The 19,270-nt window shown below is 68.2% G+C and carries 20 protein-coding genes; 13 read left to right on the top strand and 7 right to left on the bottom strand.

The annotated features are described in order from the left end of the window. Positions 1 to 23: 23 nt before the first annotated feature. Complete coding sequence (locus V8J36_RS19125; RefSeq protein ID WP_336468920.1) at positions 24 to 518, bottom strand: MarR family winged helix-turn-helix transcriptional regulator; 495 nt, start codon at positions 516 to 518, stop codon at positions 24 to 26. A gap of 374 nt (positions 519 to 892) precedes the next feature. Here V8J36_RS19125 and V8J36_RS19130 point away from each other — a divergent pair, with 374 nt between their 5' ends. From V8J36_RS19130 to V8J36_RS19145, 4 genes are all read left to right on the top strand, one after another. Continuing rightward, positions 893 to 1,144, top strand: coding sequence for a hypothetical protein (locus V8J36_RS19130; protein WP_336468921.1), 252 nt, complete (start codon positions 893 to 895; stop codon positions 1,142 to 1,144). 52 nt (positions 1,145 to 1,196) lie between these two features. Beyond that, a protein-coding gene (locus V8J36_RS19135; RefSeq protein ID WP_336468922.1) for an IS3 family transposase occupies positions 1,197 to 2,329 on the top strand; the annotation gives its coding sequence in 2 pieces (ribosomal slippage) (positions 1,197 to 1,461 and positions 1,461 to 2,329; 1,134 coding nt in all). Positions 2,330 to 2,427: 98 nt separating this feature from the next. Further along, a complete protein-coding gene (locus V8J36_RS19140) occupies positions 2,428 to 4,242 on the top strand; it encodes a TniQ family protein (protein WP_336468923.1) in 1,815 nt (604 codons plus the stop codon). Between the two features lie 232 nt (positions 4,243 to 4,474). Further along, positions 4,475 to 5,215: a YoaK family protein gene (locus V8J36_RS19145; RefSeq protein WP_336468924.1), complete on the top strand. Its 741-nt coding sequence runs from the start codon at positions 4,475 to 4,477 to the stop codon at positions 5,213 to 5,215. Positions 5,216 to 5,240: 25 nt separating this feature from the next. On the opposite strand, the gene V8J36_RS19150 is transcribed toward V8J36_RS19145, so the two are convergent. Continuing rightward, positions 5,241 to 5,603: a DUF1622 domain-containing protein gene (locus V8J36_RS19150; protein WP_336468925.1), complete on the bottom strand. Its 363-nt coding sequence runs from the start codon at positions 5,601 to 5,603 to the stop codon at positions 5,241 to 5,243. A gap of 164 nt (positions 5,604 to 5,767) precedes the next feature. Between V8J36_RS19150 and V8J36_RS19155 the strand changes: the two genes are divergently transcribed. Next, positions 5,768 to 6,184, top strand: coding sequence for a DoxX family protein (locus tag V8J36_RS19155; protein WP_336468926.1), 417 nt, complete (start codon positions 5,768 to 5,770; stop codon positions 6,182 to 6,184). A gap of 7 nt (positions 6,185 to 6,191) precedes the next feature. Here V8J36_RS19155 and V8J36_RS19160 read toward each other — a convergent pair whose 3' ends face one another. Continuing rightward, entirely contained in the window at positions 6,192 to 7,103 is a 912-nt protein-coding gene (locus V8J36_RS19160; RefSeq protein WP_336468927.1) for a LysR family transcriptional regulator, read from the bottom strand. Positions 7,104 to 7,267: 164 nt separating this feature from the next. Here V8J36_RS19160 and V8J36_RS19165 point away from each other — a divergent pair, with 164 nt between their 5' ends. The 5 genes from V8J36_RS19165 to V8J36_RS19185 are packed head-to-tail and all read left to right on the top strand — an operon-like array spanning position 7,268 to position 12,026. After that, complete coding sequence (locus V8J36_RS19165) at positions 7,268 to 8,179, top strand: VOC family protein (RefSeq protein WP_336468928.1); 912 nt, start codon at positions 7,268 to 7,270, stop codon at positions 8,177 to 8,179. A gap of 1 nt (position 8,180) precedes the next feature. Further along, positions 8,181 to 8,774: an alpha/beta hydrolase gene (locus V8J36_RS19170; RefSeq protein WP_336468929.1), complete on the top strand. Its 594-nt coding sequence runs from the start codon at positions 8,181 to 8,183 to the stop codon at positions 8,772 to 8,774. A 32-nt stretch (positions 8,775 to 8,806) separates the two neighbouring features. After that, entirely contained in the window at positions 8,807 to 9,475 is a 669-nt protein-coding gene (locus V8J36_RS19175; protein ID WP_336468930.1) for a pirin family protein, read from the top strand. 12 nt (positions 9,476 to 9,487) lie between these two features. After that, positions 9,488 to 11,074 (top strand): MFS transporter, encoded by a 1,587-nt coding sequence (locus V8J36_RS19180; protein WP_336468931.1) that lies wholly within the window; start codon positions 9,488 to 9,490, stop codon positions 11,072 to 11,074. Positions 11,075 to 11,078: 4 nt separating this feature from the next. Next, positions 11,079 to 12,026, top strand: a complete 948-nt coding sequence (locus tag V8J36_RS19185) for a pirin family protein (protein WP_336468932.1) — start codon at positions 11,079 to 11,081, stop codon at positions 12,024 to 12,026. Positions 12,027 to 12,029: 3 nt separating this feature from the next. Here V8J36_RS19185 and V8J36_RS19190 read toward each other — a convergent pair whose 3' ends face one another. Genes V8J36_RS19190 through V8J36_RS19200 form a run of 3 tightly spaced genes read right to left on the bottom strand, consistent with a single transcriptional unit; the run spans position 12,030 to position 15,034 of the window. Next, entirely contained in the window at positions 12,030 to 12,899 is an 870-nt protein-coding gene (locus tag V8J36_RS19190) for a helix-turn-helix transcriptional regulator (RefSeq protein ID WP_336468933.1), read from the bottom strand. Positions 12,900 to 12,911: 12 nt separating this feature from the next. Further along, positions 12,912 to 14,777 (bottom strand): amidohydrolase, encoded by a 1,866-nt coding sequence (locus tag V8J36_RS19195; protein WP_336468934.1) that lies wholly within the window; start codon positions 14,775 to 14,777, stop codon positions 12,912 to 12,914. Beyond that, positions 14,777 to 15,034, bottom strand: coding sequence for a XapX domain-containing protein (locus tag V8J36_RS19200; protein ID WP_336468935.1), 258 nt, complete (start codon positions 15,032 to 15,034; stop codon positions 14,777 to 14,779). Before V8J36_RS19200 ends, V8J36_RS19195 begins: the two co-directional genes overlap by 1 nt. Before the next feature lie 318 nt (positions 15,035 to 15,352). Here V8J36_RS19200 and V8J36_RS19205 point away from each other — a divergent pair, with 318 nt between their 5' ends. Together V8J36_RS19205 and V8J36_RS19210 are read left to right on the top strand one after the other, a co-directional pair. Then, entirely contained in the window at positions 15,353 to 16,042 is a 690-nt protein-coding gene (locus V8J36_RS19205) for a hydrolase (RefSeq protein ID WP_336468936.1), read from the top strand. Positions 16,043 to 16,176: 134 nt separating this feature from the next. Further along, positions 16,177 to 17,013: an alpha/beta fold hydrolase gene (locus V8J36_RS19210; RefSeq protein WP_336468937.1), complete on the top strand. Its 837-nt coding sequence runs from the start codon at positions 16,177 to 16,179 to the stop codon at positions 17,011 to 17,013. Between the two features lie 112 nt (positions 17,014 to 17,125). Here the strand turns inward: V8J36_RS19210 and V8J36_RS19215 are convergent, their stop codons facing one another. Continuing rightward, complete coding sequence (locus V8J36_RS19215) at positions 17,126 to 18,004, bottom strand: LysR family transcriptional regulator (RefSeq protein ID WP_336468938.1); 879 nt, start codon at positions 18,002 to 18,004, stop codon at positions 17,126 to 17,128. A 100-nt stretch (positions 18,005 to 18,104) separates the two neighbouring features. Between V8J36_RS19215 and V8J36_RS19220 the strand changes: the two genes are divergently transcribed. Further along, the gene (locus V8J36_RS19220) at positions 18,105 to 19,256 is read left to right on the top strand and encodes an MFS transporter (RefSeq protein WP_336468939.1); all 1,152 of its coding nucleotides are present in this window, start codon (positions 18,105 to 18,107) and stop codon (positions 19,254 to 19,256) included. The last annotated feature ends 14 nt before the right edge of the window (positions 19,257 to 19,270 follow it).

The raw sequence follows: 19,270 nt of genomic DNA on the forward strand, positions 1-19,270 counted from the left end.
CCGGGGAAGGGCAGGGTTGTCGGTCATGATGCCGCGGCCTGCCGACGTGACGAGGGCTGCCCGCCCGCGCCCGAGACCCGCTCGAGCTCGCTGGTGATGCCGCCCAGCACGTGGTCGAGCACGCGGGTCGCGGCGATCAGCTGGGCATTGTCGATCCCGTCGAGGATCGTCTCGCGCAGGTCCCGGGCGAAGTTCTTGAGGATGAGCGCCTCGGCGCGCCCCGCTTCGGTCAGTTCGACGCGCTTCAGGCGCCGGTCGCCTTCGACCTGGTGGCGGGCCACGAGCCCCTTGCGTTCGACCCCGTCCAGCAGGCTGACGACCGAGGGCTGCTCGATCTCGAGCGTTGCCGCGATTTCGGTCTGGGTCTTGCCGCCATCGTCCGCGAGCATGATGAGCAGCCGCGCCCGCGACAGGGTGAGACCCCGCGTGCGGACATGGGCATCGTAGAGCGTCCGCAGCTTGCGGTTCATTACGATCATCGTGTCGAAGAAGGCGGCATTGAGCGACGGGTCCGACATGGCCGGTCAACCTGATAGCAGAGTAATTGTTAGGCGTCTAATTAGTGATAGAGAAACATAAACGCAAGGGCAGACGGTGAGGGGCGTGGTTGTTGAAGGGACCTAGTGGAAAGCCGCCATTACCAGCTTTTTCCGCCACTGAATCCCAGAGATAAACCGCCACCGTTTGTCTAGTTGTAATAGTTTCAAATGGTTAGAAGTTTTCGCTTGGCCGCGTTTCTGCGGTCAGTCCGAGGCGCTGCCCCCCTCTTTACCGTTCCCCTGCGCCCGGCGCAGATCAGGTTTACCGACCCGGGTCCTCCTTTAACCGCCTCTCCAGCCTGTGTGGGGGGCCAGCTCCGCAAGCAGCCAGCGGCGCTTCTCTGAGGATTCCCATGACCCGCATTCCCTTCGTCCACTCCCGTTACCCCGATCCGCGCTACAACGAGTTCGCGTTGCGCAACCGCTTCCGCGCGTTCGCGGTGCAGCTGGAGACGCGGAAGAAGCCGCAACCTCAGGCGACCGATCCGAACGGCAAACCCGCCTCCGTGTCCCTGCACGACATCGTCGACAAGCCGTCGGTGCCCTACGAGGTCGGCGTCCGGATCAATCGCCGGTCCAAGTGCCTGGTGGTCTGCCCCCACTGAAGTGATCCACCAACTGGGATAGGATTTGTCCCTTAGAAGGAGGATCTGAGAGATGGCAGGTAAGCGCGAGAAGCCCGAAGACATTGTCACGAAGTTGCGCCAGGTGGAGGTTCTGCAGGCGCAGGGCGCGAAGATCGTAGATGCGGTGCGCCAGATCGGCGTGACCCAGCAGACCTACTACCGTTGGCGGCGCGAGTATGGCGGGATGAGCCGGGACCAGTTGAAGCGCCTGAAAGAACTCGAGACGGAGAATGCTCGACTGCGGCGAGCGGTGTCGGATCTGACCTTGGACAAGCTGATCCTGTCGGAGGCGGCACGGGGAAACTACTGAGCCCCTCGCGCCGCCGCCGCTGCATCGACCATGTTCGCGACGTCACCGGCGTGTCCGAGCGCCGGGCGTGCCAGGTTCTGGGCCAGCACCGCTCGACGCAACGCAAGCTGCCTGTCGGCCGGGCGGACGAGGCGCGGCTGACCGCGGACATCATCGAGCTGGCACGGCAGTATGGCCGCTACGGCTACCGTCAGATCGCCGGCCTGCTGAACGACAGCGGGTGGCAGGTCAACGTGAAGCGGGTCGAGCGGATATGGCGGCGGGAGGGGCTCAAGGTGCCACGGAAGCAGAGAAAGCGCGGCCGGCTCTGGCTGGCGGATGGCTCCTGCGTCCGGCTCAGGCCGGAGCGGGCAAACCACGTCTGGTCCTATGACTTCGTTCAGGACCGCACAGCTGACGGAAGGGCGTATCGCATGCTCAATGTCATCGACGAGTTCACACGGGAGGTTTTGGCGATCCGCGTCGCGCGCAGTCTCAATTCGACCGACGTGGTCGACGTGCTGACCGACCTCTTCATCCTTCGCGGCCCACCCGCCTTCGTCCGCTCGGACAATGGCCCGGAGTTCATAGCCGGCAAGGTCCGCGACTGGATCGCGGCGGTCGGTGCCCGGACCGCCTATATCAAACCGGGCTCACCTTGGGAGAATGGTTATGTGGAGAGCTTCAATGCCCGGCTTCGCGACGAACTGCTCGATGGCGAGGTCTTCCATTCGCTCCGCGAAGCCCAGATCCTGATCGAGCAATGGAGGCGGCACTACAACACCAAGCGCCCCCATTCAGCCCTCGGCTACAAGCCGCCGGCACCCGAAAGCATCGTTCCAGTCGACCGAATGCCGACGATGCACAAACTTTGAGACCGGATCACTCGATCGGGGCAGGTCACCCGCTCCCGTCACGATCATGCAGCAGTTAGAGTGATGGTGAGAGAATACCCATTTTCGCACGACCACCGATGGACAAGCTACATCCCTTTCTGCCGCTTCAGGGTGACGAAACTCATCTTTCCTGGGTCTCCCGCCTTGCCGCATTTCATGCCTCGACCACAGCAGCGGTTTTTCTCCAAGACCTGGGACTGACGCCGCGACTGTTTGCATCCGGTGACGAACAGCAAGTTCGCTTGCTTTGCGAAATCGCGGGGGAGGACCCAACGCGCGTTCTCGCGCAGACGATCCAAGGGGCAGCGGCAGCGACGAAGCTTCGCGGCACCGCACTCGGAGATTGCGTGCTGCCGCGTGCGACATCGCGTTTCTGCCCTGCGTGCCTGCTCAAGGATGAGATGGAGAGCGACCTCCCACCGAACGCCGCGAGGCGCATGCGACTCATCTGGAGATTTCGGTTCACGACGCATTGTCCGCTTCATCGGCTGCCGTTGATCGAGCGGACAGCAGCCAGTGAGGGATCGATCGAGGGGATAGCCGAGGTCGTTGAACAAGACGCCGACGGCTTGAAGCTGCTCGCAGAGGCTTCTGTGGTCGCTGACCCCTCACCACTGCAGGATTATCTGGTCGCCCGGCTTACCACGGCGACAGCAGGACACTGGTGGCTAGACGTCCGCACCGTGGGAACGATCTACGCTCTTGCAGATCGTCTAGGGGCCTACCTGCGCTCGGAGGTGAGAGAGGAGGGCAGCGAGGTTGCTCAAGATGACCCGGATCTCGGCTGGATGTTCCTTCGTGACGGTCCGGTCGGCTTTCGACGCGCACTGCAGCCAGTAACCGAACGGCGTAGACCAAAGAATTCGCACCGGGCGCTATTCGGCTCCTTCGAGGCCGTTCGGCAGAGGCATGGCCTGCGTTTTGTGGACGCTATCATCGACGACCTGAGTGTAGCGCCGCGGCATCGCGCGCGCATGATTGCGAAAAGAGAACTTTCGCTTGTCCACACAATCGACAGCTTGTCGCGGGAGGTGGGAGTGGCATCGGACCGGTTGATGCCTGCCCTCATTGCTGCTGGCCTATTGCCCTCTTGGGCTGACGGGATTGATGAATTCGACTTCGGTGCCCGTAGGCCCGTCTCGGCGTTGGAAATGCCAATGGAGGCTAGCCTGCAAGTCGCGGCCCTTGTCTCAGACGGGCTGCCTGTCGGAAGGCTTGCGAAAATCCTGAATGCGGATGTCAAGATCGTTGACGCTCTTGTCGATGACCGCCTCGCAATGCTCGAAACCCATCGCATCCCGAACAAAGTCTTTCCGCCATGTGTATCGAAGAGTGCGGTTTCAGATCTGCTCGCGCTGATCGAGAAGTTGGATGCCCTCGATGAGGAAGAGGGCAGGCTCAGCCTTCTCGTGGCTGCGAAAATCACTGGAGAGTCAGTGCCGACGCTTTTGGACATCGCTATCGGTGGTGCCTGCTCCGGTGTCGTGACGAGGCTGAAGGGCGAAATTGGGTTCGGTGCGCTGCGGCTCGAGTTGTCGGCTGTCCCGAAGCTGCTCGGCGCAGATAAGCTGCGGTCACTGTCTCTCGAAGAAGTCGGCGAACGGATGGGGCTGACGGAGCAGGCCGCAGCATTCCTCGTCTCGGCAAGTTCGGGAGGGCTACTTCCCCACAGCCGAAACGAGATGCGCATCAGGCCGGCGGATTGGCGAGCATTTCGCGCCCGTTACGCTACCCCAGCTATGATAGGCGAGGAAATCGGCTGCAGGGCGACTGCCGTTGCTGAGCGTCTGGATCTCCTTGGCATCCCGCCGATCACTCCTTTGCTGGAGCACGGTGTCTCCCTGTTCTCCCGTTCAAGTCTAGCAGGCTATCTTCCGCGCAGTATCCCATAGTTTCGGCGGGAAAGGTGGAAGCACGCCGGTCCACGCACAGTCGGAGCGAAGTCTTAGCTTCGCATGGCCGCTTCGAGCCCTTAGCGGACCTTCCTCTTCGTTGCGGCGAAGCCGCTTGGGAGGCTCGAGATCAGGACGAACCGACAAGACGTCTGCCCCCTCAAGGCAGATTGTTGCACTTCCTGCCGCAGCCCCGGTTCGCGGCCTCGGCTTTCCATTTCAGGAGTGCAGCATGCCGGAACAACCACGATCTGCCTCGGCGGGAACCTCGGCCGGCACCAGCCCGGCGCCACAGCCGGTCACCGCCACCCCACTGCCTGCCATTCTGCTTCTGTTCTCTGTCTCGACCGGAATCATCGATGCGGTGAGCGTGCTGGGGCTTGGCAATGTCTTCACCGCGAACATGACCGGAAACGTGGTCTTCCTTGGTTTCGGCGTCGCTGGCGAGCGCGGTTTCCTGCTGGACCTGCTGATCGGTGCGCTCGTCGCGTTCCTTGTCGGCGCCGCCGCCGGGGGGCGGATCGCCAGCTGGCACAAGGGCTCGCCCGTTCATCGCTGGCTTGTGCGCTGTGCCAGCGTCGAGGCCCTTCTGATCCTGGGGGCCGCAGTGGTGGTGCTGGTGTCTGGCGACACGGGCGCCCACACGACGCGCCTGGTCCTGATCGTGCTGCTGGCGCTGGCGATGGGGCTGCGCAACGCGACCGTGCGCCGTCTGGGGATCGCGGACATGACCACCACCGTCCTGACCCTCACCCTCACCGGCCTTGCTGCCGACAGCACGGCCGCCGGCGGCACGAACCCGAACCTCGGCCGGCGCGGCGGGGCGGTGTCCGCGATCTTCCTCGGCGCCGCCATCGGGGCCGCGTTGCTGGGCGCCTTCGGGGCGTCCTTGCCGCTCGCGCTCGCCGGGCTACTGACGATCGGCAGCGTTCTTGCCGTGCGCGGACACGGCGCGCTGCAGCGCGCGGCGTGAGGTCAGGGTCGCGGCGGTCCGGGGCTCAGTGGCGCGCTCCAGTTCGCCGTTCAGGGTGGCGTTCCGGTTCCCATGGCCACTTTCCGTCGATCTCGACCTCGAGCGACAGGCTCAGGAAGGTGCGGATCACCACGATCGCACCCAGCAGCGCGACGCTCTCGAGGCTGGGCTCGATCGCGACCGTGTCGATGATGTCGGCCGCGACCAGCAGCTCCAGCCCGATCAGGATCGCGCGCCCCAGCTCGGAGCGCAGCCTCTGGTAGCGCGCCGGGCCGCCGACGGCGAACCGCGCCAGGGACATGACGATTCCGATGACGATGGCGAGGATACCCGCCACCTCGATCCCGAGCGTGGTCCAGTGCAGCGCGGCGTCCAGCAGGTGTTCCATCAGCGGCCTTTCTCGGCGGAGAGCAGGATCCCATAGGGCCGCTGTAAGGGACCTGCGTCTTGCACGTCTGTCCCGATCGGGCCGATCCTTCAAGAAACGCCGCCGCCGGGCGCACTATGGCTTACAGGGTCGGGCGCAGCGCGCCCCTGTCAAAGGACATGCCCATGCGCACCGCCCTGTCTCGTCCGATCGATCCCGCCACCGCCGAGCCGCTGGCACTGCGGCTCGCCCTTCTCGGCCTCTGCGCGGCCTATGTGCAGGGGCCGATCACCAAGCTGGCCGATTTCGGCGGGGCCATCGCCGAGATGCGGCACTTCGGGCTGCATCCAGCCGCTCCGATGGCCGTGGGCGTGATCCTCTTCGAACTCGTCGCTTCGGCGATGATCGTCTGCGGGGTCGGACGCCGGGCTGCCGCTGCGGCGCTCGCGCTCTTCACCTGCGCCGCCACGCTCCTGGCCTTGCGCTTCTGGGAGCTTCCCGCGGGCACGCCCGCGCGGATCATGGCGATGAACGGCTTCTTCGAGCACATCGGCCTCGCCGCCGCCTTCGCGATGATCGCGATGGGGCGGCTGGCGCGGTAGGCCCTTGTCAGGCGGCGCCGGAGAACCGGTCCGCCGCCGTCACGCTCTGCACGACGTGCTCGGAAAACAGGTTGAGTCGCGCCGGGATGCGTTCGAGCGGCGGATAGTAGAGCGTCAGCCACAGCTGCGGCGGCTGCCAGTCCGGCAGCACTTGCTCCAACGTCCCGGCGCGCAGGTCGTCCTCGATCATGAAGCGCGGCAGCAGCACGATGCCCTGGCCGGCGCGGGCGAGGCCGGCCATCAGGCCGGCGTTGTTCGCGGCCAGCGATGCGCCCGCCCTGTGGCGGTGGGTCTCCTCGCCTTGGCTCAGCTCCCAGATCTCGGCGCGCGCGAGCCCGTCATGGGCGATGCAGACGTGCGCCGCCAGGTCGGCCGGCGCCTCGGGCCGCCCTTGCGCCGCAAGATAGCCCGGTGCCGCCGCCAGCACCCGGTCGACCTTGCAGATCTTGCGCCAGATGCTCGACACCTCGCGCGGGGCTTGGCTGATGCGGATCGCCATGTCGAAACTGTCGTCGACGCTGTCGACGAAGATGTCGCTGAGCACGACCGAGAAGTCGACCTGCGGATGCAGGATCCGGAACTGGGCGATGATCCCGGGCAGGGCTTCCGATCCGAAGGCGATCGGCGCGTTGAGGCGGATCCGTCCCGCCGTGTCACCGTGGCGCTCGCGCAAGGTCTCGGTCGCGCGGCCGAGCGAGGCCAGAAGCGGATCGACCTGCGCGGCATAATCCGCCCCCGCCGGGGTCAGCGACACGCGGCGCGTCGTGCGGATGAAGAGCTGCAGCCCCAGCCGGTCCTCCAGCGCCGCGATGGATCGCGTCACCGAGGGCGGCGGCAGCCCCAGCAGCCGCGCGGCGCCGACGAAGCTCTGCTCGCCCGCCACGGCCAGAAACACCCGAAGCTCCTCGATCTCGCCCATGCTGCGCGCCCTCCGGTGCCGATCGTTCAAGACCCACCGGGGGAAACCGGCAGAATGGCGCCATGATTACCTACACTTCAGGCAATGGTGAATATGAAATTATACGCATTCACCGGAATGGTCGGAGGGCGCATCTTTCCCGGGACAGCAACAGGAGCGCGACCATGTCCCTTCCGATCACCGGCCTGCACCACGTGACCTCCCTGGCTTCGGACGCCCGCCAGAACAACGACTTCTTCACCCGCACCCTCGGCCTGCGCCGCGTGAAGAAGACCGTGAACTTCGACGCGCCCGACACCTATCACCTCTATTACGGCGACGCGGCCGGCACGCCCGGCAGCGTGATGACCTATTTCCCCTTCGCCCACATGATGCCCGGCCGCAGCGGGGCGGGCGAGGTCGGCGAGACGGTCTTCGCCGTGCCCGAGGGCAGCCTCGGCTTCTGGGAAAACCGTCTCGGGACCACCGAGCGCGTGACCCGCTTCGGCGAGACGCATCTGCGCTTCCAGGGCCCGGACGGCGACCGCTTCTCGCTCGTCGAAAGCGGTGATGCGCGGCAGGGTTGGACCGGCACGGTGGGCGCCGACGAGACGGTGCGCGGCTTCAAGGGCGCGTCGCTGCGTCTGCGCGACGGCGGCGCCACGGGCGAGCTTCTGCGCTTCATGGGCTATGAGGCCGAGGCGACCGAGGGCGATATCACCCGCTACCGGGTGCCGAACGGCAACGGTGCCGATGTGATCGACATCGAAGTGCTGCCCGGCGCCCCCGCCGCGCGGCAGGGGTCGGGCTCGGTCCACCACATCGCTTTCGCGGTGCCCGACCGGGCGGCGCAGGACGTGGTGCGCAAGGCCATCGCCGACACCGGCTACCAGATCACCCCGCCGATCGACCGCGACTACTTCTGGGCGGTCTACTTCCGCACCCCGGGCGGCGTCCTCTTCGAGGTCGCGACCGACGAGCCCGGCTTCGCCCGCGACGAGGCGCCCGAACATCTGGGCGAGGCGCTGAAGCTTCCCGCCCAGCACGAACGCCTGCGCCCGGCGATCGAGGCGCATCTGCAACCGATCGAGGCCTGACATGACCACCGCAACCGCCATCCGCGCGATCGTCACCGAAGGCGCGCCGCAGATCTTCGCCTTCCATGGGACGGGCGGCGACGAGCATCAGTTCGCGGACCTCGTGCCCCGGCTCTGGCCCGGGGCGGGGCTCGTTTCGCCCCGCGGCACAGTCAGCGAATTCGGTGCCAACCGCTTCTTCCGCCGCAAGGCGGAAGGGGTCTACGACATGGCCGACCTCTCGGCCCGCACCGACGAGATGATCGCCTTCATCCGCGAGACCCGTATCCCCGGCGTCCCGGCCCTCGCCTTCGGCTATTCGAACGGCGCGAACATCCTCGCGTTGGTCAGCTTTCGCGCGCCCTATCTCTTCGAGCGCATCGCGCTGCTGCATCCGCTGATCCCCTTCGCGCCCCCGCCCGCGCCGGGCCTGTCGGGACGGCAGGTGCTAATCACCGGCGGTGCCTGCGACCCGATCGCGCCGCTGACTGCGACCGAAGCCCTTGTCGACTACTACCGCGCCCAAGGGGCCGCGGTGACGACCGAAATCCACGACGGCGGGCATGAATTGCGCCAGGGCGAAATCGCCGCGCTGCAGGCCGCCTTCGCCACCTGAGCTGCACTCCAGACCCCAAGGAGGTCCATGCGATGAACATGATCCACGAGAACATGAACCGCGGCCTGACGCGCAAGGGCTGGGCCGAGGCTCGGCACACGTTTTCCTTCGGCGATTTCCTCGACCCGACCCGGATGGGCTTCGGGCGGCTGCGGGTGTTGAACGAGGACTGGATCGTGCCGGGCGCGGGCTTTGCCGCCCATGACCACGCCGACATGGACATCCTGACGCTGGTCCTGTCGGGCCGGATCCGCCACGAGGACAGCCTCGGAAACCGCGCCGAGATCAGCCCCGGCGAAGTGCAGCTGATGCGCGCGGGCGACGGCATCACCCATTCCGAGGTCAATGCCTCCGACACCGAAGCGGCACATGTGCTGCAGATCTGGCTCATCCCCGATGGCCGCGGCGGCACCCCCAGCTATGGCTCGGCGCCGCTTGCGCCCGGGCAGCTGGCAGGACCGGACGGCCCGCTGCGTCTCGGCTCGGACAGCCGGGTCAGCTACCTGCGCGCCACCGAGGGCGAGGTCACCCCGCTGCCGGTGGATCCGGGGCGGCTGGTCTTCGTCCAGCTTCTCGACGGCTTCGCCGAGATCGAGGGCGAGCGGGTCACCGCCGGAGACGGGCTGCAGATCACCGACACGCCCGGCGCGCTGCAGTGGCACAGCGAAGGTGCCGCCCTGATCTTCGATATGCCACGCTGAGGAACCACAGCCATGACCACCGCCACCGTGACCACCGGAGGGGCCTGGAGCCCGTTCCGCCAGCGCGCCTTCCTCGTCCTCTGGGGCGCGACCGTGGTGTCGAACATCGGCACCTGGATGAATGATGTCGGCGCGGGCTGGCTGATGACCGACCTCGCGCCCTCGCCGCAGATCGTCGCCGCCGTGCAGGCGGCGACCACGCTGCCGGTGTTCCTGTTCGCCGTGCTGGCGGGGGCGGTGGCCGACATCGTCGACCGCCGCAAACTGCTGCTGGTGGTGAACCTCGCGCTGGCCGTGGTCGCCATGCTCCTCGCCCTCGTGGTGCAGGCCGACGCCATGACGCCCGAGCTTCTCCTGATCTTCACCTTCCTCCTCGGCTCGGGCGCGGCCTTCATCGCGCCGGCCTGGCAGGCGATCGTGCCGAAGCTGGTGCCGCGGCAGGATCTGACGGCGGCGGTGGCGCTGAATTCCATGGGCATCAACATCTCGCGCGCCATCGGCCCGGCCGTCGCGGGCCTCCTGATCGCCGCCGCGGGCCTCGTCTGGCCCTTCGCGCTGAACGCGGTCTCAACCCTCGTCGTCATCGCCGCGCTGATCTGGTGGCGCCCCGAGGCCGAGTCTGAGCGCGCCCTGCCGCCCGAACACGTCCTGGGCGCGGTGGCCGCAGGCCTGCGCTATGCCGTTTTCACCCCCGGCCTGCGGCTGGTGCTGATCCGGGCCGCGGGCTTCTTCCTCTTTGCCTCGGCCTTCTGGTCGATGCTGCCGCTCTTCGCCCGCGAAGTGCTGGAGGGCGGCGCGGGGCTTTACGGCGCGCTTCTCGCCTCGGTCGGCCTCGGCGCGGTCGGCGGCGCGCTGGTGCTGCCGGGCCTGCGTCAGCGGCTCGGTCCCGACCGCACGGTGCAACTGGGCACGCTCGGCATGGCCGTGGCGCTGGCGCTGACGAGCCTTGCCCCGAGTGCCGCCACCGGCCTTCTCGCCGGGCTCCTCGCCGGGGCCGCCTGGATCGCGGTGCTGTCCTCGCTCAATGTCGCGGCACAATCGGTGCTGCCGGACTGGGTGCGCGCCCGCGGCCTCGCGATCTTCCTCACCGTCTTCTCGGGCGCCATGGCCGCGGGCAGCCTCGGATGGGGGGCGGTCGCCTCGGAATTCTCGATCAGTGCCGCGCAGCTTGCCGCCGCCATCGGCCTGATCCTCGCGATCCCGCTTACCGCCTTTGCCCGGCTGAAAGGTCTCGGCACCGACCAGAGCCCCGCCAACCACTGGCCCGAGGCAGACGTGCCGATGACCGCGGCCGAGGACGGACCCACCACGATCTGGATCGCCTATGACGTGCCGGCTGCGAACCGGGCCGCGTTCCTCACGCTGATGCTCGCGCAGCGCGCGAGCCGGCGGGCGCATGGCGGCTACGGATGGGTGCTGCGCGAGGATGCCGCGACACCGGGCCGGCTGATCGAAAGCTGGCACGAGGCCTCTTGGCTCGCGCATCTGCGCCACCATGCCCGCGTCACCCGCACCGAGGCCGCGATGCAGGAACGGATCCGCGCCCTTCTCACCGCGCCGCCCGAAGTCCATCATCTGATCACCCCGAGGAAAGGCTGAATCCATGAGCTGGAACCCCACGCAATCGCCCGACTGCCCCGAGGGCCTGCCCGCAAGCCTCGACGCGATCGAGACGCTGATCATCCCGCGCACCCGCGACCTCGGCGGCTTCGAGGTGCGCCGGGCGCTGCCCGCGCCCAAGCGCCAGATGGTCGGGCCCTTCATCTTCTTCGACCAGATGGGCCCGGCCGAGTTCCTGACCGGCGGCGGCATCGACGTGCGCCCGCATCCCCACATCGGCCTCGCGACGGTCACCTACCTCTACAAGGGCAAGTTCCACCACCGCGACAGCACCGGCGCCGACCAGATGGTCTATCCGGGCGAGGTCAACTGGATGATCGCCGGCGAAGGCGTCACCCATTCCGAACGCACCAGCGAGGAGATGCGCACGAAGCCCGGCTCGCTCTTCGGCATCCAGACCTGGGTCGCGCTTCCCGAAGAGGCCGAGGACCGCGGCGCCTCGTTCGAGCATCACGGGCGCGAGGCGCTGCCGACGCTGGACGAGGGTGGCAAGCAGGTGCGGCTGATCCTGGGCGACGCCTGGGGCCTGCGTTCGCCAGTGAAGACCTTCACCGAAACCTTCTATGCCGACGTGGTCCTTGCGCCGGGCGCGAAGCTGCCGCTGCCCGACGACCAAGAGGACCGCGGCATCTACGTGACGCAAGGCGCGATCACCGTCGCGGGCGAGACGTTTCCGGAGGGCCGGATGATGGTCTTCCGCCCCGGCGACCGGATCAGCGTCACCGCCGGGACGCAAGGCGCGCGGCTGATGGTGCTGGGCGGCGCGACGATGAACGGGCCGCGCTACATCTCTTGGAACTTCGTCGCCTCCTCGCCCGAGCGGATCGAGGCCGCGAAGATCTCGTGGCGGCAGGGCGACTTCACCCACGGCCGCTTCCACCTGCCGCCCGGCGACGACGCCGAGTTCATCCCGCTGCCCGACGGCATCTGAACCTCAGGTGCCGCGCCGCCAGCGCCCGGGGCTCAAGCCCTGGGCGCGCTTGAACATGCGGGTGAAATGGCTCTGGTCGGAAAAGCCGCAGGCCATGGCGATGTCGACCAGCGGCAGGTCGGTCAGGCGCAAAAGCAGGCGGCACTGCTCCATCCTCTCGGCCAGCAGCCATTGGTAGGGCGACATGCCAGTGGTCTCGCGGAAGCAGCGGAAGAAGGTGTTGCGGGGCATGTCGACCGCCCGCGCCACATCCTCGAGCCGCAGCCCCTCGAATTCGATCGACATCAGCATCTGCTTCGCGCGGTCGACCTGCGCAGGCGACAGGCGCACCCGGGCGCGCGGCCGGCGCACCATCGCATGGGCCGCTTGCAGTTGCAGCATCAGCCGCGCGCCCAGTTCGTCGGCTTCGAGCGGGTCGTAGAGCTCGGGCGCGGCGAGCCAGCCCAGCATGCCCTCGGCCATCCGTCCCAGAACCGGGTCGATCGCGTCATTGGTCGGGCGCAGCCGCAGGCTGGTGTGCAGGGGCAACTCGATCAGCAGGAAGTCGAAGGCCCCCTCGGCGGTCGCGGCGTAGTCGACATCGAACTCGCGGACATAGACCGAATGGCGGTCGAAGATCCGGTCGAGCCGACGCGAGCCCTCGCGGATCCGGCGGCGGTGGCCGGGCAGCAGCGACATGCCAAGCATCATGCCCCGCTCCTGCGCCGGGGTGCCGATCTCGGAGCGCACGAGGCCCGCGGCGGTCTTGCGCAGCACCGTCAACTCACCCGCGCGCGCCGATTGGTTGTGGCGCAGACCTTTCAGCGAACAGCCAAGATTGTCGCGCGACCGGCGCAGCTCCTGCTGGATGTCCGCGATCGCGTCGAGTGCCATGGCCCGTCCCCCTTACACCGCCCAGCAGGCGCAGCCGAGCGCGCCCCAGAAGCCTTTCAGGTCCGAGACGGGCAGGTTCGCCCCCCAGGCCCCGGCGTGGTCATGACCATGCACACCGCAGGCGCTGGCACAACCGCAGGATTGCGCCACCCGCGCCGTGAGCTGCGCATCGCTTGCACCCCAGCCCGCATAGCCGCCGAACTGCCGCACCGGCGACCAGTCGGGCATCGCGGGCGGAATATTGGTCTCGTCGAGGTCGGCATAGTCGCCCTTGGCGAAGACCACGCGGCCGCCGACCATGGTCATGTCGCTGGTGATCTCGGCGATCTCGGCCTCGGGGCAGGCGAAGAAGTCGCGGTCCGGCATGGTGATGTCGGCGAGGTATCCGGGCGCGATCCGGCCCCGCCGCCCCTCGTCGTTCGAGAACCAGGCAACCTTCTCGGTCCACATCCTGAGCGCCGTCTCGCGGTCGAGGCAGTTGCGCTCGGGCGTTACCCGCAGCCCGCCCACCGTGCGCCCGGTGATCAGCCACGACAGCCCCACCCAGGGGTTGTAGGAGGCGACCCGCGTCGCATCGGTCCCGGCCGAGGTCTTCACCCCCATCTCCAGCATCCGCGCCACCGGGGGCGTGGCCTCGGCCGCGCAGGGGCCGTAGCGTTCGACGAAATATTCGCCCTGATAGGCCATCCGGTGCTGCACCGCGACGCCGCCGCCAAGCGCGGCGATCCGGTCAATCGAGCGCTCTGAGATCGTCTCGGCATGGTCGAAGAACCAGTTGATCCCGTCGAGCGGAATGTCGCGGTTGACCTTCTCGAAGACATCGAGTGCGCGAGAGATCGTCTCGTCATAGGTCGCGTGCATCCGCCAGGGCCAGCGGTTCTCGGCGAGGATGCGCACCACGCCCTCCAGATCATCCTCCATCCCGGGATCGAGATCGGGGCGCGGCTCGCGGAAGTCCTCGAAATCGGCGGCGGAGAAGACCAGCATCTCGCCCGCGCCGTTGTGGCGGAAGTAGTCGTCGCCCTGCCGGTAGGTGACGGATTTCGTCCAGCGCAGGAAGTCTTCCTTCTCGTCCTTCGGCTTCTGTGTGAAGAGGTTGTAGGCCAGCCGGACGGTCAGCATGTCCTCGTCGGCCAGCTTCTGGATGATCTCGTAATCCTCGGGGTAGCTCTGCATGCCGCCGCCCGCGTCGATCACGCCGGTGACGCCCAGCCGGTTCAGTTCGCGCATGAAATGCCGGGTGGAATTGAGCTGGTAGTCGAAGGGCAGCTTCGGACCGCGCGCGAGCGTCGCGTAGAGGATGCCGGCATTGGGCTTGGCCAGCAGCAGCCCCGTCGGGTTGCCCTTGGCGTCGCGCTGGATCTCGCCGCCGGGCGGGTTCGGCGTGTCCTTGTCATAGCCCACGGCGCGCAGCGCGGCCGCGTTCAGCAGCGCCCGATCGTAGAGATGCAGCAGGAACACCGGCGTGTCCGGCGCGACCGCGTTGATCTCGTCCAGCGTCGGCAGGCGCTTTTCGGCGAACTGATGCTCGGTGAATCCGCCGACCACGCGCACCCATTGCGGCGCGGGCGTGATCTCGACCTGCCGGCGCAGCATCGCCATCGCATCGGCGAGCGAGCGCACCCCGTCCCAGCGCAGCTCCATGTTGTAGTTCAGCCCGCCGCGGATCACGTGGGTGTGGTTGTCGATCAGCCCCGGGACCAGCCGCCGCTTGCCCATCCCCACGAGCCGCGTGCCGGGACCGGCGAGCGCGAGGATCCGGGCATCGTCGCCCACCTCTGTGATGTGCCCGTCACGGATCGCCACCGCCTGCGCCACCGGCGCGGCCGGGTCGAGCGTGGTTACGGTGGCGTTGTGCAGGATCAGGTCGGGATGCATCAGCTGGTCTTCCGGTCGGTGGCCCCGTCGGTGGGCGCATGGGCGCTCGGCATCTCGCCGAACAGGTGGTTGGCGGACTGGGTGATCGCGCGGTTGCCGGTCAGCCAGTGCCAGATCGGCAATGCCTGCTCGCCGACCAGTATGCCCAGAAGCCCGACCAGCGCCACCACCGGCGGTGCGGGCGAGCGGACATGCAGAAGGCTGTAGATCACGCCGACCAATAGGCCGGCGCCAAGCGACACGAGGTAGATCTTCATCGGGGAGGGCTCCGGAGGGCGGGAAGGTCCGGGTCATCATGCCTGTGCACGCGCGGCCGATATTGAACGATCGTCCTCGCCCATCCTCGCAGATCCGCACAGCGCCCCCTGCCGCGGCGGTGTCTCGGCCGGGGCGAACGTTCAATCTTCCGCGGCCCGCTCCGGCGATGATGCCCCGGCCCGAACGACCGGTCCACGGGCGCCGGACAATTGCCCAATATGCAATTGTGAACTCGACATTATTGCGATTATCGCCAGTCCGCAGCGACGGCATAGTCCTCTCACAGACACCGCAACACCCCACCGAGGACCATAGACATGACCGGCAAGCTCGAGCTTCTGACCCCCGCGAACAGCCAGATCATCTTCATCGACCACCAGCCGCAGATGGCCTTCGGCGTGCAGTCGATCGACCGCCAGGTGCTGAAGAACAACACCGTGGCGCTGGCAAAGGCCGCCAAGGTCTTCGGCATCCCGACAACCATCACCACAGTCGAGACGGAAAGCTTCTCGGGCAAGACCTACCCGGAACTGCTGGACGTCTTCCCCGAGGCGCCGCTCCTGGAGCGCACCTCGATGAACTCCTGGGACGACCAGAAGGTGCGCGATGCGCTGGCGAAGGCCGCCGCCGAGGGCCGCAAGAAGGTCGTGGTCTCGGGCCTCTGGACCGAGGTCTGCAACAACTCCTTCGCCCTCTCGGCGATGGCCGACACGGATTACGAGATCTACATGGTCGCCGACGCCTCGGGCGGCACCAGCAAGGAAGCCCATGACATGGCGATGATGCGCATGGTGCAGGCCGGCGTGATCCCGGTCACCTGGCAGCAGGTGATGCTGGAATGGCAGCGCGACTGGGCGAAACGCGACACCTACAACGACGTCATGGCGATCGTGCGCGAGCATTCGGGCGCCTACGGCATGGGCGTCGACTATGCCTACACCATGGTCCACGGCGCGGCCTCGCGCAGCAGCCACACCGGCGAGACCCTCGCCCCGATCCCGGCCTGAACGCCATGTCCGGTCTCCCCGCCGGAATCACCCGCCGCGAGGTTCTGCTCGCGGCGGCGGCCCTCACCGCCCTTTACCCCCTCACCCTCTCTCCGGCCGAAGCGGCCACACTCGAACAGGCAGGAGCCATCACCATGGGTTACGTCACCACGAAAGACGGCGTCGAGATCTTCTACAAGGACTGGGGTCCGAAGACCGCCCAGCCGATCGTCTTCCACCACGGCTGGCCGCTGTCCTCCGACGACTGGGACGCGCAGATGCTGTTCTTCGTCTCGAAGGGCTACCGCGTCGTCGCCCATGACCGGCGCGGCCACGGACGGTCCTCGCAGGTCTCCGACGGCCACGACATGGACCATTACGCCGCCGACGCCTTCGCGGTGGCCGAGGCGTTGGACCTGACCAATGCCGTCCATATCGGCCATTCGACCGGCGGCGGCGAGGTCGCGCGCTATGTCGCGAAGTTCGGCCAGCCCGCGGGCCGGGTCGCCAAGGCCGTCCTCGTCTCGGCCGTGCCGCCCCTGATGCTGAAGACCGAGGCCAACCCCGAAGGCCTGCCGATGGAAGTCTTCGACGGCTTCCGCGCCGCGCTTGCAGCGAACCGCGCGCAGTTCTTCCGCGACGTGCCGGCCGGGCCCTTCTACGGCTTCAACCGCGAGGGGGCCGAGGTCTTCGAAGGCGTGATCCAGAACTGGTGGCGGCAGGGCATGATGGGCTCGGCCAAGGCGCATTACGAGGGGATCAAGGCCTTCTCGGAAACCGACCAGACCGAGGATCTGAAGGCGATCCGGGTGCCGACGCTGGTGCTGCATGGCGAGGATGACCAGATCGTGCCGATCGCCGATGCGGCGCTGAAGGCGATCAAACTCTTGCCGAACGGCACGCTGAAGACCTACCCGGGCTTCTCGCACGGCATGCTGACGGTGAATGCCGACACGCTGAACGCCGATCTTCTGGCCTTCATCCAGGCCTGATCCGCATCGGGCCGCATCCCGCGGCCCGACCGGACCCGGACCCTTCACCCCAGGCGGATCCGGGTCCCCGGCCGCGGCGCGTCACTCCGCGCCGCGGCCGAAGGCGCTGCGGTCAACTTTCCACGCCCCCCGGCATCCGCGCCGCCAACGTGTCGATCAGCAGCCGCACCCGCGGCGTGAGCCCGCGCCGCGACGGGTAGACCGCCCAGACGTCGCGCGGCTCGGGCGCGGCATCGACAAGATCCAGCGCCTCGAGCCGTCCCGCCTGCAGGTCCGGCGCGACGTTCCAGTCGGCCAGAACGGCGATCCCCAGCCCCGCAAGGCAGGCGTCGTGCAGCGACGGGAAGGTGTTGGCGGCGAACCGTCCCGCGACCGGCACGCGCAAGCCGTCCGCGAAGCCCCAATGCGTCACGCCCGACAGCCGCAGGCACTCGTGCCCGGCCAGATCCGCGCGTGTCGTCGGCCGACCGCAGCGCGCGAGGTAGTCAGGCGCTGCGCAGAGCAGCCGGCGGCTGCGCGCCAGCCGCCGCGCGATCAGGCTCGAATCCGGCAGGTCGGCATGGCGGATCGCGATGTCGAGCCCCTCGGCCGTCAGATCGACGAGCCCCTCGCCCGCCAGCACCTCGATCCGAAGGTCGGGATGCGCCGCCAGCAGCCGGGGCACCAGCGGCAGCAGCACCCGATGCGCGAAGGCGGCCGAACAGCCGACCCGCAACAGGCCCGCCACCCCGCGCGCCGCCGGCCGGATCGCGGCCAGCGCCGCCGCGGCCTCGTCGAGGATCGTGCGGGCATGCGGCAGCAGCGCCTCGCCCTCGGGCGTCAGCGACAGCGACCGGGTCGAGCGATGCACGAGCCGGGCCCCGGCCTCGGTCTCGAGCGCGGCGAGACCGCGCGAGGCCGCCATCGGCGACAGCCCAAGCCGCCGACCGGCGGCGGCGAGGCTTCCCGCCGTGGCGATCTCGGCGAAGATCGCGAGGTTGCGCAGCTCCATTGCAACGACTTCCGTTACACAGGCCTATCGATTTCCCCAACTACACCGGATTTCGTGCGTATGCCAGTTTCCCGGCAACACAACGAACTGGATCGGATCGATGAGACACACGATGCCAATGGCGATCGCGGCGGGAACGGCCGTGGCGAGCATCTACTACAACCAGCCGCTTCTGGGGCTGATAGAGGCCGATGTCGGCGCGGGGCCGGCCCGGCTGATGCCGGTGCTGACGCAGCTCGGCTACGCGGCGGGGCTGTTCCTGCTGGTGCCGCTTGGCGACGCGGTCGAGCGGCGGCGGCTCATCGCGGGCCAGTTCGCGGCGCTCGCGGCGGCGCTCGCGCTCACCGCCGCGGCCAGCGGGGGGCCGGCGCTGCTGGCCGCCTCGCTGCTGCTGGGCCTTGCCGCGACGGCGGCGCAGCAGATCGTGCCGATGGCCGCGCATCTCGCCCCGCCCGCCCGCCGGGGCCAGGTCGTCGGTCTGGTGATGTCGGGGCTCCTGGCCGGCATCCTGCTCAGCCGGACGCTGGCCGGCCTTGCCGGCGGCCACGGCGGCTGGCGCACGATCTTCTGGCTGGCGGCCCCCGTCGCGCTGGCCATGGCGCTGTGGATGCGGATACGCCTGCCCGAAAACCGCCCGGACGGCCGCGAGACCTATGGCCGGCTCCTGCGCTCGATGGGCACGCTCTGGCGCGGGCTGCCCGGGCTGCGCCGCGCGGCGCTGGTGCAGGCGCTGCTCTTTGCCGGCTTCTCGGGCTTCTGGACGGTGCTGGTGTTCCGGCTGCACGACCGCTTCGGCCTTGGCGCGGACGCGGCCGGGATCTTCGGGATCCTCGGGCTGACGGGGATCCTTGCCGCGCCGATCGTCGGGCGGCTGGCGGATGCGCGGGGGCCGCGGCTGGCGGTCGCGGGCGGCGCGGCGCTGGTGCTGCTCGCCTGGGCGGTCTTCGCGGCCGCGCCCGGACTGGCGGGGCTGGCGGTCGGGGTGGTCGCGATCGATCTCGGGGTGCAGGGCGCGCTGGTGTCGAACCAACACGTGGTCTTCGGTCTGAGGCCCGAGGCGCGCAGCCGGATCAACACGATCTTCATGGGCACGATGTTCCTGGGCGGCGCGGCCGGCTCTGCCCTCGCGGCGGCACTCTGGCCGGTCTTCGGCTGGGCCGGCATCTGCGGCTTCGGCGCAGCCAGTGCGCTGGCCGCCCTGGCGCTGTCGCTCGGGCCCGCGCGACGGGGCGCGCCCGCGCCCGCCCGATGAGGCCTCAGGAACGG

Source organism: Frigidibacter sp. MR17.14 (assembly GCF_037095735.1).
Classification (GTDB): domain Bacteria; phylum Pseudomonadota; class Alphaproteobacteria; order Rhodobacterales; family Rhodobacteraceae; genus Frigidibacter.